The sequence below is a fragment of the Bradyrhizobium sp. AZCC 2176 genome, from assembly GCF_036924645.1.
Classification (GTDB): Bacteria; Pseudomonadota; Alphaproteobacteria; order Rhizobiales; family Xanthobacteraceae; genus Bradyrhizobium.
Map to the genome: position 1 here is coordinate 4,097,939 of NZ_JAZHRX010000001.1, position 14,185 is coordinate 4,112,123.

Annotated in this window: 14 protein-coding genes; 3 read left to right on the plus strand and 11 right to left on the minus strand. The window is 63.4% G+C overall.

Translation table 11 applies throughout. The annotated features are described in order from the left end of the window. Positions 1 to 107: 107 nt before the first annotated feature. Positions 108 to 2,756: an ATP-dependent helicase gene (locus V1288_RS19360; RefSeq protein WP_334358553.1), complete on the minus strand. Its 2,649-nt coding sequence runs from the start codon at positions 2,754 to 2,756 to the stop codon at positions 108 to 110. Between the two features lie 289 nt (positions 2,757 to 3,045). On the opposite strand from V1288_RS19360, the gene V1288_RS19365 reads away from it, so the two are divergent. After that, a complete protein-coding gene (locus V1288_RS19365) occupies positions 3,046 to 3,219 on the plus strand; it encodes a DUF1328 domain-containing protein (RefSeq protein ID WP_028350352.1) in 174 nt (57 codons plus the stop codon). A gap of 12 nt (positions 3,220 to 3,231) precedes the next feature. On the opposite strand, the gene V1288_RS19370 is transcribed toward V1288_RS19365, so the two are convergent. Then, positions 3,232 to 3,756, minus strand: coding sequence for a thioesterase family protein (locus V1288_RS19370; RefSeq protein WP_334358554.1), 525 nt, complete (start codon positions 3,754 to 3,756; stop codon positions 3,232 to 3,234). Between the two features lie 83 nt (positions 3,757 to 3,839). Here V1288_RS19370 and V1288_RS19375 point away from each other — a divergent pair, with 83 nt between their 5' ends. Next, the gene (locus tag V1288_RS19375; RefSeq protein ID WP_334358555.1) at positions 3,840 to 5,258 is read left to right on the plus strand and encodes an FAD-binding oxidoreductase; all 1,419 of its coding nucleotides are present in this window, start codon (positions 3,840 to 3,842) and stop codon (positions 5,256 to 5,258) included. A gap of 230 nt (positions 5,259 to 5,488) precedes the next feature. Beyond that, positions 5,489 to 6,187, plus strand: coding sequence for an outer membrane protein (locus V1288_RS19380; RefSeq protein WP_334358556.1), 699 nt, complete (start codon positions 5,489 to 5,491; stop codon positions 6,185 to 6,187). Between the two features lie 73 nt (positions 6,188 to 6,260). Here the strand turns inward: V1288_RS19380 and V1288_RS19385 are convergent, their stop codons facing one another. From V1288_RS19385 to V1288_RS19425, 9 genes are all read right to left on the minus strand, one after another. Next, positions 6,261 to 7,250 (minus strand): hypothetical protein, encoded by a 990-nt coding sequence (locus V1288_RS19385; RefSeq protein ID WP_334358557.1) that lies wholly within the window; start codon positions 7,248 to 7,250, stop codon positions 6,261 to 6,263. After that, on the minus strand, positions 7,247 to 8,035 hold the full coding sequence (locus V1288_RS19390) for a creatininase family protein (protein ID WP_334358558.1): 789 nt from the start codon (positions 8,033 to 8,035) through the stop codon (positions 7,247 to 7,249). Before V1288_RS19390 ends, V1288_RS19385 begins: the two co-directional genes overlap by 4 nt. A 17-nt stretch (positions 8,036 to 8,052) precedes the next feature. After that, on the minus strand, positions 8,053 to 8,838 hold the full coding sequence (locus tag V1288_RS19395) for a DNA-binding domain-containing protein (RefSeq protein WP_334358559.1): 786 nt from the start codon (positions 8,836 to 8,838) through the stop codon (positions 8,053 to 8,055). Beyond that, positions 8,831 to 9,739: an MNIO family bufferin maturase gene (gene bufB / locus V1288_RS19400; RefSeq protein ID WP_334358560.1), complete on the minus strand. Its 909-nt coding sequence runs from the start codon at positions 9,737 to 9,739 to the stop codon at positions 8,831 to 8,833. The genes V1288_RS19395 and bufB overlap by 8 nt, the downstream gene beginning before the upstream one ends. A 106-nt stretch (positions 9,740 to 9,845) precedes the next feature. Then, complete coding sequence (gene bufA2 / locus V1288_RS19405; protein WP_334358561.1) at positions 9,846 to 10,103, minus strand: BufA2 family periplasmic bufferin-type metallophore; 258 nt, start codon at positions 10,101 to 10,103, stop codon at positions 9,846 to 9,848. A 192-nt stretch (positions 10,104 to 10,295) separates the two neighbouring features. Beyond that, the gene (bufA2, locus tag V1288_RS19410; protein ID WP_334358562.1) at positions 10,296 to 10,559 is read right to left on the minus strand and encodes a BufA2 family periplasmic bufferin-type metallophore; all 264 of its coding nucleotides are present in this window, start codon (positions 10,557 to 10,559) and stop codon (positions 10,296 to 10,298) included. Positions 10,560 to 10,933: 374 nt separating this feature from the next. Beyond that, the gene (locus V1288_RS19415; RefSeq protein ID WP_334358563.1) at positions 10,934 to 12,721 is read right to left on the minus strand and encodes a thioredoxin domain-containing protein; all 1,788 of its coding nucleotides are present in this window, start codon (positions 12,719 to 12,721) and stop codon (positions 10,934 to 10,936) included. 89 nt (positions 12,722 to 12,810) lie between these two features. Continuing rightward, positions 12,811 to 13,275 (minus strand): DoxX family protein, encoded by a 465-nt coding sequence (locus V1288_RS19420; protein ID WP_334358564.1) that lies wholly within the window; start codon positions 13,273 to 13,275, stop codon positions 12,811 to 12,813. A 106-nt stretch (positions 13,276 to 13,381) separates the two neighbouring features. Continuing rightward, a complete protein-coding gene (locus tag V1288_RS19425) occupies positions 13,382 to 14,113 on the minus strand; it encodes a cytochrome c biogenesis CcdA family protein (RefSeq protein WP_334358565.1) in 732 nt (243 codons plus the stop codon). Positions 14,114 to 14,185 lie beyond the last annotated feature (72 nt).

A 14,185-nucleotide genomic window follows, 5' to 3' on the forward strand; every position in this document is an offset into this window, starting at 1 on the left:
AACGACACAGCGGCACTTCGGCCGGAATCGACGCGGGGAAGGGGTGGGAACCGGGAGATAGGAACGCTATGCCGCTTATGCAATCGCGTGGAGAAAAATTATCGCCCTTAAACCCGCTCCACGAAACTATCGACCACCTTCTTTTCGCCGGCCTTTTCGAATGCGATCGTCAGCTTGTTGCCGTCGATCTTCACCACGTTGCCGTAGCCGAATTTCTGGTGAAACACGCGGTCGTCGAGCGAGAATTCGGAAATGGTGCCGGTGGATTTCGCGACCAGTTCGCCCTCGATCACCATCGGGCCGCGCTTGTTGCGTGAGAAGCCGCCGCCTGAGAAGGCATCGCCGCGCGAGCCTGAAAATGAGGACTGGCTTTCCTCAAAGCCGCCGCGGGCCTGTCCGTTGCGGTTGCCCTGGCCGCGGTTGCGATTGGCCTGCGCGCGCTGCCAGCCCGGCGTGCTGTAGCTGGAGCCGAAGGATTCGACGTTGTCGAAGCGCGAGGGGCCGTAGCCGCCGCTGCCGCCCCAGCCGGAGCCGCCCTTGGACTCGGTGATCTCGACATTGGCTGCCGGCAATTCGTCGAGGAAGCGCGAGGGGATCGTGGTCGACCACGTGCCGTGGATGCGGCGGTTGGTGGCGAAATAGAGTTTGGCGCGGCGGCGCGCGCGGGTCAGGCCGACATGGGCGAGGCGGCGCTCTTCTTCGAGGCCGGCGCGGCCCTGTTCGTCGAGCGTGCGTTGGCTCGGGAACAGGCCTTCTTCCCAGCCGGGCAGGAACACATTGTCGAATTCGAGCCCCTTGGCCGAATGCAGCGTCATAAGCGAGACGGCTTCTTCCTCGGCGCCGCCGTCGCGGTCCATCACCAGCGAGATGTGTTCGAGGAAGCCTTGCAGGTTCTCGAACTCTTCCATCGAGCGCACCAGTTCCTTCAAGTTGTCCAGCCGGCCCGCGGCGTCGGCCGAGCGGTCCTTCTGCCACATCTCGGTATAGCCGCTTTCGTCGAGCACGATTTCGGCCAATTCCGTATGCGCGGTCACCTCGCGCTGCGCGCGCCAGCGGTCGAATTGCGCGACGAGGTCGCGCAAGGACCCGCGCGCCTTCGGCTTCAACTCGTCGGTTTCGACCACGGCGCGCGCCGCTTCGAACAGGGGAATACGACGCTTGCGGGCGTGGTCGTGCAGCATCTGCACGGTGGCGTCGCCGAGTCCGCGCTTCGGTACGTTGATGATGCGCTCGAAGGCGAGATCGTCGGCCGGCGAATTGATCGTGCGCAGATACGCCAACGCGTCGCGGATTTCGGCGCGCTCATAGAACCTGGGGCCGCCGATCACGCGATAGGGCAGGCCGAGCGTGACAAAACGATCTTCGAACTCGCGCATCTGGAACGAGGCGCGCACCAGGATCGCGACCTCGTTGAGGTTTTCACCCGCGCGCTGCAGCTCCTCGATCTCCTCGCCGATGGCGCGGGCTTCCTCTTCCGAATCCCAGGAGCCGGTCACCGTGACCTTCTCGCCGTCGACGTCCTCGGTGCGCAATGTCTTGCCGAGGCGGCCTTCGTTATGCGCAATCAGATGCGAGGCGGCGGCGAGAATGTGTCCGGTAGAGCGGTAATTGCGTTCGAGGCGGATGACCTTTGCGCCGGGAAAATCGTGCTCGAAGCGCAGGATGTTGTCGACCTCCGCGCCGCGCCAGCCATAGATCGACTGGTCGTCGTCGCCGACGCAGCAGATGTTTTTGGGGGGCGAGGAGGGAGACGCAGCCGCCGTCATTCCGGGATGCGCTGAAAGCGCAGACCCGGAATCTCGAGCTGAGTCCTCTTTATCTCCAGATTCCGGGTTCACGCCTTCGGCGTGCCCCGGAATGACGGGGGAGTCGGTGCGCCCTGGAATGACGGGGGTATCGATGCGCCCCGGAATGATCGCCGAAAGCGGCACTCCCGGCCGCGACGGCGCCTGCGACAGCAGCCGCAGCCAGAGATACTGCGCGACGTTGGTGTCCTGATATTCGTCGACCAGAATGAACTTGAACCGGCTCTGGTACTGCCGCAGCACATCGGGGTTTTCGCGGAACAGCCGGATGTTCTCCAGCAAGAGATCGCCGAAATCGGCGGCGTTGAGAATCTTCAGCCGCTCCTGATAGCTGGCGTAGAGCTTGCCGCCCTTGCCGTTGCCGAACATCGCGGCTTCGCCTGATGGCACCTGGCCGGGCGCCAGCCCGCGGTTCTTCCAGCCGTCGATCAATCCGGCCAGCATGCGCGCGGGCCAGCGCTTGTCGTCGATGTTCTCGGCCTGCAGCAATTGCTTCAAGAGCCGCACCTGGTCGTCGACGTCGAGCACGGTGAAATTGGATTTGAGCTGCACCAGTTCGGCATGAATGCGCAGGATACGCCCGCCGATCGAGTGGAAGGTACCGAGCCACGGCATGCCCTCCACGGCCTGGCCGAGCATCTGGCCGAGCCGCAGCTTCATCTCGCGCGCGGCCTTGTTGGTGAAGGTCACCGAGAGGATTTCGTGCGGCCGCGCGCGGCCCTGGCTCAGGATGTGGGCGATGCGCGTGGTCAGCACCCGCGTCTTGCCGGTGCCGGCGCCGGCCAGCACCAGGACCGGCCCATCCAGCGTCACGACGGCTTCGCGCTGCTCCGGATTGAGGCCGTTCAGATATTGCGGACCGGCCGCGGCCCGCGCACGCGCAGCGATGCCGCCAGCCGCAGGCTGGTGCTCGGGGACGCCGTGATGGGGCAGTTTGCTCGGCTCGGTCATGCTCGAATCGTGTTGGCCCCACGATGGCACTGTGAGGCGGTAAAGGGGAGCCTTCTTAGCAGGGATTGAGGGCCATATAGGGCCTCGCCGGCCGTTTTGACAGGTTTTCTGCGATCGCTTTTGCGGGCCGGATATCAGGACCCCGCTGCGATTTTGTTCCGCCGCAATCGTCAAATTTCGCGATTTTGCGGCCCGGAACCATCATTCCCGGGCCGGATTGGTCCTGCAGGCGATGGGCGATGCGTCAGCCGCCGCCATCGCGAGAGCAACAGCCAATCGAGGTCGTGTCATGCTGAGCTGGGTCGTTACGTTTCTGATCATTGCGTTGATCGCGGGTGTTCTGGGCTTTGGCGGCATCGCCGGTGCGTCTGTCGAAATCGCCAAAGCGATCTTCTTTATTGCCGTGATTCTGTTTCTGATCTCGGCCGTAGTTGGACTGGTGCGCGGACGCAGCAACGTCTAGCGACCGGAATGGCTATCCCGAAGGCATCGCCACCTTGCGGCCGATGCCTTCGGGCCGCGGCACGGCGGCATGCTTGTCCACCACCGCCTGGATGCGGGCGCGAATGTCCGGCGGGAAGGGCGCAACCTTCCGCGCCTTCATGTCCATGTGGAGCGTCATGTTTTCCGAGGTGGCGGAGAGCCAGCCTTCGGTCGCGTGCCGCAGTTCCTCGAACGTATGCAGCCGCTTCTCGTCATGACCTAACAAATAAACCGAAATCTGAACGGGATCGCCGAGGTGAATCTCGCGTATGTAGCGTACATGGCATTCGGCGGTGAAGGTCGAGCAGTGGCGTTCCTTCATGTAGGCCGGCCCGATCCCGAGCTGCAGCCACATTTCGTCGATCGCGCGGTCCATCATGACGTTGTAATAGGCCATGTTGAGGTGGCCGTTATAGTCGATCCATTGCGGCTCGATCTGCATCACCGACGATAGGAACGGGGCGGGCGGCAGGCGCATCGTCTTCAGGCGGTCGCCGGCGGCGGCAGCGGTCGTCATCATCCATCCCTTTGTTTTTGCGGGTCTCTTGACCCCCCTTATATCCTTTGCCACGGTCCGCTCAAATCCGGGAGGAATTTAGCGTGGCGACGACGATATCAGGTAGTGTGAAGCGGCCGGAGCCGCAGGGGCTGGCAAGCGCGGTCGAGGCGCTCGCGGCGCGATTCGGCAACCGGCTGATCACCTCGCAGGCGGTGCGCGAGCAGCACGCCCATACCACCACTTGGCTGCCGACGCAGCCGCCCGACGCGGTGGTGATGGCGCAGGAAGCCCAGGACATCCAGGACGTGGTACGGATCTGCGCCAAACACAGCGTTCCCGTGATTGCCTTCGGCACCGGCACGTCGCTCGAGGGCCAGGTCAACGCGCCGGCCGGCGGCGTGTGCATCGACCTGCGCGACATGAACCGGATCCTCGAAGTCCATGCCGAGGATCTGGATTGCGTGATCCAGCCCGGCGTCACCCGCAAGGCGCTGAACGAGCATCTGCGCGACCAGGGATTGTTCTTCCCGATCGATCCCGGTGCCGACGCGTCGCTGGGCGGCATGGCTTCGACGCGCGCCTCCGGGACCAATGCGGTGCGCTACGGCACCATGCGCGACAACGTGCTGGCGCTCAAAGTGGTGCGCGGCGACGGCGACATCATCACAACCGGCACGCGGGCGAAGAAATCCGCGGCCGGCTACGATCTGACGCATCTGTTCGTCGGCGCCGAAGGCACGCTGGGCATCATCTCCGAACTCACCATCAAGCTGCGCGGTATCCCCGAGACGATCGCGGCCGCCGCCTGTTCGTTCGAAACTGTGCGCGGCGCCTGTCAGGCGACGATCCTTGCCATTCAGACCGGCATTCCGCTCGCGCGGATCGAACTGCTCAACGCCGAGCAGGTTCGCGCCTGCAATGCCTATTCGAAGCTGACCTTGCCGGAGACGCCGCTGCTGCTTCTGGAATTTCATGGCAGCGAGGTCGAAGTGGCCGAGCAGTCGAGGAATTTCAGCGAGATTGCCAGGGAATGCGGCGGCGGCGATTTCACCTGGACCACCAAGCCGGAGGACCGCACCAAGCTGTGGCAGGCGCGGCATGACGCCTATTGGTCGGTGAAGGCGCTGCGTCCCGGCGCAGGCGTGGTGGCGACCGATGTCTGCGTGCCGATCTCACGGCTGGCCGATTGCGTCACCGAGACCGAGGACGATCTGAAACGGCTCAATTTGCTGTCGCCGATCGTCGGCCATGTCGGCGACGGCAACTTCCACTGTTCGCTGGTCTGCGACGTCGACAATACCGAAGAAATGGCGCGCGGCGAGGACTTCATGCACCGCCTCGTCGAGCGGGCTCAGGCGATGGGCGGCACCTGCACCGGCGAGCACGGCATCGGGCAGGGCAAGCAGAAATACCTCGAGGCCGAACTCGGCCCCGAGGCGATCGACGCCATGCGCGCGCTGAAGCAGGCGCTCGATCCGCAGAACATTTTCAACCCTGGCAAGATCGTGCCGGTGAACTAGACGCCCAGCGCCTGCCACCTTCGCGCTGAAACCGCTGGTGGTGGGCGCGGACCTGCAACGACGTTGTTCGCTCAAGGGTTGTATATTGTGGCGGCCGTCGCAGTTTGGTTCCAAACATAGCCCTGTTTCAACACGACGCCGCCAGAGTTAAACATTGTCGCGCCCGAACTGCCCTCTTCTGCTTGTTCCCGCAACATGTGTTGCGTGTACGTGCGTGATGAGGTGCGTTGATGCGTTTTGTTCTTTGGGGGATTGTTGCCGCTTGTGGCTTTTTACTGGCAGGACCGGCGGCGAAGGCCGCCGAAATCCGTATTCCGGACTTGCCTTCGCCTCACTATAACTGGACCGGATTCTATGCGGGCGTTTACGGCGGCGGAGCGTATGCGGCGTGGGCCGCCGATTACTGCCGAAATGGTGCTTGCCGTCATACGGAGGGGCAGGCGGGCGGCTTCGCCGCCGGCGTCTATGGCGGCTACAACTATCAGTTCGCCAACCGCTTTGTGATCGGTGGCGAATTCGATTGGGGCAAGTCCACCTCGTCACAGGACGAGCATGTCTTTGGCGACGGCGCGTTGCTGTCGAAGTTCGGCGCATTCGGCTCCGCCCGCCTGCGCGCAGGCTATGCGTTCGACCGCCTGCTGGCGTTTGGTGCGGTCGGTGTCGGCGTGGCCAGCATCAGCAACGGCTATCGCTATACGGTTCAGAAGGGTTGTGACACCGTGGAGCAGGTTGTCTGGGACGGACAGGTCAAGGCCGGGCTGATAGCGGGCGGCGGCGTCGAGTATGCTTTCACCAAGCATTTCGTCGGGCGCGGTGAATATCTCTACGCTAACTATGGCAGCGTTACGCTATCCAGCCGGGACCGCATCCGGACTGAATTCCGCAACGAGATGCATCTTGTGCGCGTGGGCGCCAGCTACCGGTTCTGAAACTTCGTTCGGGATTACTTCGTTCGGGATGGTCCGGCGGCGATTGGCTGCCGGATCATGCTTCTCAGGCGCCTTAGGAGGAATGCGGCGCGGTGATCGCCTTGCGGATCGCCGCGAGCGGCGCGGTGTCGTCGAATTCGATATCTTCGCCAACCCGCTTCAATCCGAGATCGCGCCACAGCGCAGCAAGATCCGGTATCACCGGCCTCGGTCCCATTTCATTGTGGAGACGGGTCAGCACATCGACGCCGACGGCCTTGTCGGCGGTTGCGAGAATGCGCTCGATCGACCAGTCCTGCTCATGACTGCCGCCGGCGGCGAGCACGCCGCGCATCGCGTCCTGCAAGCCGAGGCGATTATTGGTGGCTTTGCGGATTTCGATATCGGCCAGCAGGCAGAACATTGCGCCGCCCCAGTATTTGCGACCCCAGGTGGGCGTGTTGTCGAGGCCCTGGTCGCCGGCCTGCGGCAGACCTTTCGGCATGTCGCGCATCATCGCCTGCCAGATTTCCCGCGCCGGGAGGTCTCCGGCCTGCACCCGCGCGACCGGCTCGACATAGACGGCCAGTCCCTCCGACAGCCACGCGTAGCGATCGGGCATATCGGGCAGGGCAGTATGCACCATCTCGTGCACCATCACCCAGTCGCGCCGCAAAACATCCTCGGTGGAATCGCGGCCGAGCGGAATGCGAATGGCGGCGCCGCGATAGCCCCACGTCGTGCCGCCGCGAATGCGCGCGCCATCGACGGGCACCAGCAAGAGCCGCAGCGAGGTGACGGGAAACCGCCCGTAATAGGTCGTGATGGCCCGGGCGCACATCCTGATCCAGTCGAGCAGTTTTTCTTTTGGCAGCGTGATCTCGCCCGGCGCGAACGCGACGTGGATGGTGCCGCCGGGCACTTCAAGGTCGGTCCTGGGCAGCCGGTCGAACGCATCGTAGGGCATGCGGTTGCCGCGCATATAGTCCGATTGCGCGTCGGCGCGGAACGATAGCGCGCTTGCCAGCATCGCGGCGACGACGGCTACGGTAACGGTCCAGCGAAAGGCGCCGGCGGCTTTCATCGCAGCACGCCTTGGACCGCGGCCGACCGGTGCTCGCCAGGGCCTTGCGAGATGAACGCGGCGGCCTGTTCGTGGAGGTCGTCAAGCATGGCGGCGAGCAAGGCTTCGCCCTTGGCCGCTGTCGCCCGTGTCGGATCGCCATAGCTACCGGAGCGGCTGTAATTCGGCGAATTCGGATCCGACGGCGTCAACGCGCCCGGCATCGCCTGTTTCAGGTCGGGGCTGGCTTCGGCGCGCGCCATGTCGACCAGATGCGGCGCCAGCGCCAGCATCAGCGACGTTTCCAGTTCGTCGGCATGGCTGCCATGGCTCTGCTCGGCCAATTGCCTGGCCACGCGGGGATAGCGCGGACCTTCGTGGATCCACAAATGCTTGACCCGCTCGCTCGCGAGGCGCGTCAGGGCGCGGTCGACCGGCGCCAACGTGCTGATCCCGGTATTGAGCACGAGCAGCTTTAGGCATCCGCTGGCGAGAATTTGTCCCGCAACCTCGCGCACGAGCGCCTCGAAGGTCGAAATCGACAGGCTGCTGCTGCCGGCATACTCGACGAAGGCGGGGTAGTGGCCGTAGGTCAGCGTCGGCCAGATTAGCGCGTCGATTTTTTCCGCCATCCGGCCGGCCAGCCATTCGGCCTGAATGCGGTCGGTATTGAGGGGGAGGTGGAAGCCGTGCTGCTTGGCCGCGGCGCCGATCGGCAATATTGCCACCGCGCCATCACCGATCCGCCGCGCGACTTCGTCCCAATGCATGCGCTCGATGAAATGGCGATCGGTGTCGGTTTCCATTCCCCGGGCGCCCCTCATTATGAGCCGACGGAAACATCCGTCAAAAGTCCTGCGGTGATCCAGCCGTGCAGATAACCCGCACCGCGGCCCGCCGCGCTGTCGGGGTCGTCATAGGTAGCCAGCATTTCGCAGAGCACGCCGAACGGAATGCCGTTCGCGGCCTCGTCCCACATCATCGCTTCCTCCGCCGGAAGCTCGCGGAACATCGGCGTGACGTCCTGGCGCCAGATCAGCAGATGCGCGGGCTGCTCCAGCCCGGTCGCATCCGGCGGCGCTTCATCGTTCTTGAGCGCAAGCCAGATCGCCGCCGCATTGGTCGCAAGCTCAAGCCTGGATGCACTGGGATGCGGCCGGAATCGGAGGCCCGACCAGGCGTCGGGCGCAAAGCCCGCCATCTCGGTCAGCTCGACGACCTTGCCTTCCGCGGCGTCGAAGGCGTCGTTGAGCGCCTTTTCGAGGGCGGCGAGATCGGACAGCTCGGGATGCTCGCGGTAGGGGGCGGTCGATTTCAGGAACTCCGGCAGGCCTTGCGAGAACCAGCGCAGGTTCGGATGGCTGGACGGGCGCGCCTTGACGTAGGCGTGGCCCATCTCGTCGAACATCTCGTCGCCGAGATAAAGATGCAGCAGCTCATGGTCGTTGCGCATGGCTTCGACCAGCCGCGAACCATAGGCATAGCGATAGACGCCGAACAACACCTCGCGCTTCTCTTGCGGGCTATCGAGGATTTCAGCCAGCACTGTATCGTCGCCATCAAGAATGCCGCGCTGAAACTCGGCCTGCTGTCGCGCGAAGTCACTCATTCCGTCTGCTTGCCTGCGGCAAAATTTTCTCGGCCATCTCGCAGGTCCGGGCCACCTCGATCAGCAATTCGTCGAGCGGTGGAATGTTGTCATCGCGCTCGATCATGGTCGAGACCCGGCCGAAGCGTTTCAACGCCGCGGCATAGAGATCCCAGACATCCTCGCACACCGGATGGTCGTGGGTGTCGATGATATGGGTGCCCATGTGGCTGTGGCCGGCCATGTGAAACTGCACCACGCGATCCGCCGGAATTCCGTTGAGGAAGGTCAAGGGATCGTAGCCGTGGTTGAAGGCGCTGACATAGACGTTATTGACGTCGAACAGCAGCCAGCATCCGGAGCGGCGCGACAACTCGGCCAGGAATTCCCATTCCGTCATTTCCGAATTGTTGAACTGGACATAGGTCGAGACGTTTTCGAGCACGATGGCGCGGCCGAGGAAGTCCTGCACCAGTTGCACCCGGCTGACGACGTGATCGAGCGCTTCCCTGGTGTAGGGAATCGGCAACAGATCATGCAGGTTCTTGCCGTGGACGCCGGTCCAGCACAGATGATCCGACACCCATTTCGGCTCGACGCGTTGGGCGAGGTCCTTCAAGGCTTGCAGATATTCGAAATTCGGCGGCGCGGTGGAGGCGATCGACATCGACACGCCGTGCATCACCACGGGATAGCGTTCGCAAATGCGGTCGAGCGTGCGCAGCGGTTGGCCGCCGGGCACCATGTAGTTTTCGCTGATCACCTCGAACCAGTCGATCGGCGGATTGCCGCTAAGAATTTCGTCGTAATGCTGGTGGCGCAGGCCGAGACCGAAGCCGAGGAACGGCGGCTTGGCCGATGTCGCCGGACGGTCTGCAAGCGCGGCCGCCGAGGTGCCTGGCAATCTGCTTGCGACGTTCATGTCATCTCCGCTGGCGCCGCCGAACGAGGCCGTTTCCCAAAACCACGTCGCGAAACTATCATGGAAACGAGGCCCGGCCTACACACCGGACCCCGATCAACCGTAGCTAGGACGGCGTGAACTTGCCCTTGGCGGCGGCGCACTTTTCCTTGGTCATCTCCGAGAAACCCTGGCCCTTGCAGGCGTTCTGACCCTTGCAGGCATTGGACGCACCCTTGCAGGCGCTCTGGCCCTTGCAGGCGTTGGCGCCGACGCACTTGCCTTCGCCGGCGGCGTAGGTCGGGCTCGACATGACGGCGCCGGCCAGGAACAGCGTGGCTGCAGCGGCGGCAATGGTCGCGCCGGATTTGGAAGTCATCTTCATGGGTATCCTCCAATAGAAGTGTGAGGGCGCATCGCCCGCTGGCCGCGACAGTTCCGGCCGACAAACTGCACCCAGCTTTAGCTACGGGATAGGGCCGGACTTAGTTACACGGCGGACCGACTTTATTTTGGCCGCCGGGTCGAAACAACGAGGGCCCGGCACCGCCGGGCCCTCTCGCACGTGATCCGCCGATCAGCCCTTGACGAACTTTGCGCCCATGGCGGCGCACTGCTTTTCGCCAGTCATCGAGAAGCCGGTGCCCTTGCAGGCGTTCTGGCCCTTGCAGGCATTGGCCGAGCCCTTGCAGGCGCTCTGGCCCTTGCAGGCGTTGCCGGCCATGCACTTGCCCTGGGCAGCGTTCGCGGGCGTCGACACCGTCGACACCACCGAACCGGCGAGGAACAGGGTGGCGGCGGCAGCGGCGAGCGTCGCACCGGATTTGGAATTCAACTTCATGACGATCTCCTCGATGATTGTTTGAAGACAATACGCCGTGCGCACCCGCTGATCTCTCGATCACGGACCCCACAACGCAAGCGATGTGACGGATGGCAATCGGGTCACGAAGACTTGCCGGAAACGTCAAGTCTCTGTGACAGAGTGTTCATCCAGACCCAGCTACGGGGCATCAGGCGATTTGGTTACAGAGTTTCAAAAGAAAATTTTCTTTTTTGCATTTGGACATCCCGTCCATGTCTAACCCCAGCGGCTCCAGAGTATTTCGTTGCGCATAGCCGCGACCTGCGCGGCCGCGCGCGGCACAGAAAGCGCAGCGCTTCAACGGATTAGCCGGGATGGCGTTTGGTTGCGTTGCACAATGCTCGACTGAGTTATCCACGCGCTGGTTTCTTCAGCCTGGCCATCTGCGCAACCGTGGCCCGCAACTCCTCGGCATTGAAGGAGGGAAACGAACAGATGCGATTGCTGCAGGCGAACGCTGCGGGTTCGCCGAGATCAGGATACTCAACGTCGGGGTTGGGCAGCTTGCCCTCGCGCAGATCGAGCCACTCCAGGCGCTTGTAACGGGCCGGCAGCGCGCGGGCGAGCGCGTGCAAGGTTTTGGCGCGGGCGTCGTCCTTGTGCCCGACGATTGTCATGTGGGTGGGCTCGACCGCGAGTTCTTCGTCGGCGAGCAGGACCCCGGGTACGGGGCGCATCATCCCGGCTGAGGCGCTGGCGAGATAGCGCATCGCGTGCGCGGCGTGCTCGCGAGAGCTCTCGCTGCCGAAGTAGCGGTTGAGCAAGTTCATGAACCTTGCGACCTGCACCTGGTCGTCGATCAGCTTGGCGGGTTTTGCGAGCGCGCCGGTCTTGCCTTCCGCGGTCTTCGAGGTCGCGAAGCCGCCGGCCTCATCCCGGAAGGTCGCGACGAAATCGCCGGCCTTCGCAGCCGAGGTGAGCCAGTCGCGATTTCCGGTGGCGGCATAGAGATCGAGGAAGGCCTGACCCATCGCGAGCGTATCGCCGAGAAATGGCCCGCCGCGATCCTTCCCGCCATGACGGAAGCCGCCATCCGGCAGCGCGCGGTTGTCGATCACCCATTTCGCGGCGCGTTCCGCGATCGCCAGCACCTTGGGTTCGTTGGTAACGTTGTAGTACGTGGCAAGTCCTGAAATGGCCCAGCCATTTTCGCGCGCATACAGGTTCTTGTCGATGCGCGGCATGCCCAGCTTGCGGCGCTCGCCGTCGGACAACGCGTAGTATGTTTGCCCGTCGGTATCGTGATCGAGATCGGCATCCTGGCTGACATAGAACGCGCCGTCGGGGCTGGTGAGGAAGCTTTCGAGATAGCGTTCGATGTTGCGTGCGGCGGCGAGATATTTCGGATCCTTCCACAGCGCATAGGCCTGGCTGTACTGCCGAAGATACTGCGCCTGGAACGACATGATCTTTTCGAAATGCGCGCGGGTCCAGGAGCCGCCTTCGGAATATTGGTACACGCCGCCCCAGACCGGATCGATCAGCGCAATAGCTGCATCCAGCGTCTGCTTTGCGCGCGTGATCGCGGTGGCGTCGCCGGCCTCGGCGCGGGTGATCGCAAGGTCCATGCTGTCGGCGTCGATGAATTTCTGGTTCTCGCCCCAGCCGCCGAGCTTTTCCTCGTAGGATTCGTCGACATTCTTCGTCAACGCGGCACGCTGCTCCTTGTCGAGGAAGGCCGAGTTCGACGGCTTCACCTCAAAGGCTTCGCCGACCGACGGTCCGGGTGAGGGATCGTCGATGATCGCCTTGAGCAGCGCCTGCATCCGTTCCGGCTCGATATATCCCCTGATCTTGGCGATCTCGGTGCCGTCGGGGCCGAACACGATGGTCGCCGGCCAGCCCCAGTCGCCATAGCGGCTCGACAGATCGGGGTTGGCGTCCTGATCGACCCGCACCGGCAGATATTTCGCGGCCAGCAATGCCCTGACCTCGGGATTGGCATAGGTCGTCTTCTCCATGACGTGGCACCAGTGGCACCACACCGCCTCGAGATCGAGGATAACAAAGCGCTGCTCGGCCTGCGCGCGGGCGAACAGATCGTCGCTCCATTCACTCCATTTGGGCCCGTCCGACGCAAACGACGGAGATGCTGCAAGCGCGGCGAGGGCGAAGGCGACGATGCGGACGAGTTTCATGGCGGCTCCCGGAAACGCTGGCGTTTCGCCAGCTACGCGGTAGGCGAAATCCGGGCTCAGCTTTTCAGCGCTGTCACAGGATTGTGAGTTCAGGTCGATTTCTCGTTGTGGCCGGCCGTGCTCGCCAGCAGCCGGTCCAGCGAGGCCGCGCCGGGGCCTGCGATGGCGAGCCACATGAAGCCGGCGAAGTAGGCCGCTTCCTCGAAGCCGAGCAGGGTCTCCAGTGAATCGACGTCGCCCCATTTTGCCGACCTGATGGCGACGACCATGACCACCGCCAGCATGGCGGCCGGGATTCGCGTGAACAGGCCGAGGATCAGCATGGCACCGCCGAAGCACTCGACGCTGGCGACAAAGGGGGTGAGGATTTTCGGGAACGGGATGCCCCAGCCGACAAAGTTCTCGGTCACCTGCTCAAGATGGGTCAGCTTGCCCCAGCCGGCCAGCATGAAGGTGTAACCGACGATCAACCGCATGATCAGCGGCCCGGCCCAGGAAAAATACGATGCGATTTGCGCGGGCAGCAGGATGAGCAGATGGACAATGAAATACATGCGAACCCCCTTCAAAATATTTGGCGACGTGGCGCGCGCAAAAAGCCGCGGGCCGCGATCTGGTCCTGACAGGAATTTCGTATGGCCCGGCCGCTTGTTACGGCGTCTAACCAAAATTTTGCAGTGCGGGGAAAGTCTCCAGCAGCCAGATGCTGATGCTGGTCACGGAGCCAGTCAGGAAGCCGATGCCGGTAATCACCATCAGGATGCCCATGGCATGCTCGACTTTGCCGAGGTGCCGCTTCATCCGCGCAAACAGCGAGGAGAACTGCTCGATCATGAAGGCCGCCAGCAGGAACGGGATTCCGAGCCCGGCGGAATAGACCGCGAGCAGCCCGGCGCCCTTGGTGACGGTGGCCTCGGCCGCTGCGATCGACAGGATCGCCGCCAGAATGGGGCCGATGCAGGGGGTCCAGCCGAAGGCGAAGGCGAGCCCCATGGCGTAGGCGCCCCACAACCCGACCGGCTTCGGCATCGTCATCCTTCCCTCGCGCATCAACAGGCCGATCCGGGTCAGGCCGAGGAAATGCAGGCCCATGACGATGATCACGATGCCGGCCAGGATCGAGAGCTCTGCCGACCAGGCGCGGATCAGGCCGCCGATCAGGGAGGCGCTGGCGCCGAGCGCCACGAAGACGGTGGAGAAACCCAGCACGAACATCAGCGCCGAAGCCATCACCGCGCGCTTGGAGGCCTGCGTCGGTCCGTCATTGGCGACATGCTCGATGGTCGCGCCGGTGAGATAGATCAGATAGGGCGGCACCAGCGGCAGCACGCAGGGGGACAGGAAGCTGACGAGACCGGCAATCAGGGCAGCCGGGATGGAAACATCGTGCATTGCGAGACCTTCGAGAATTGCCACAAGGCATAGCGCCGTCCTGGCTTGTACGGAACAGCCAATCGATAGTTT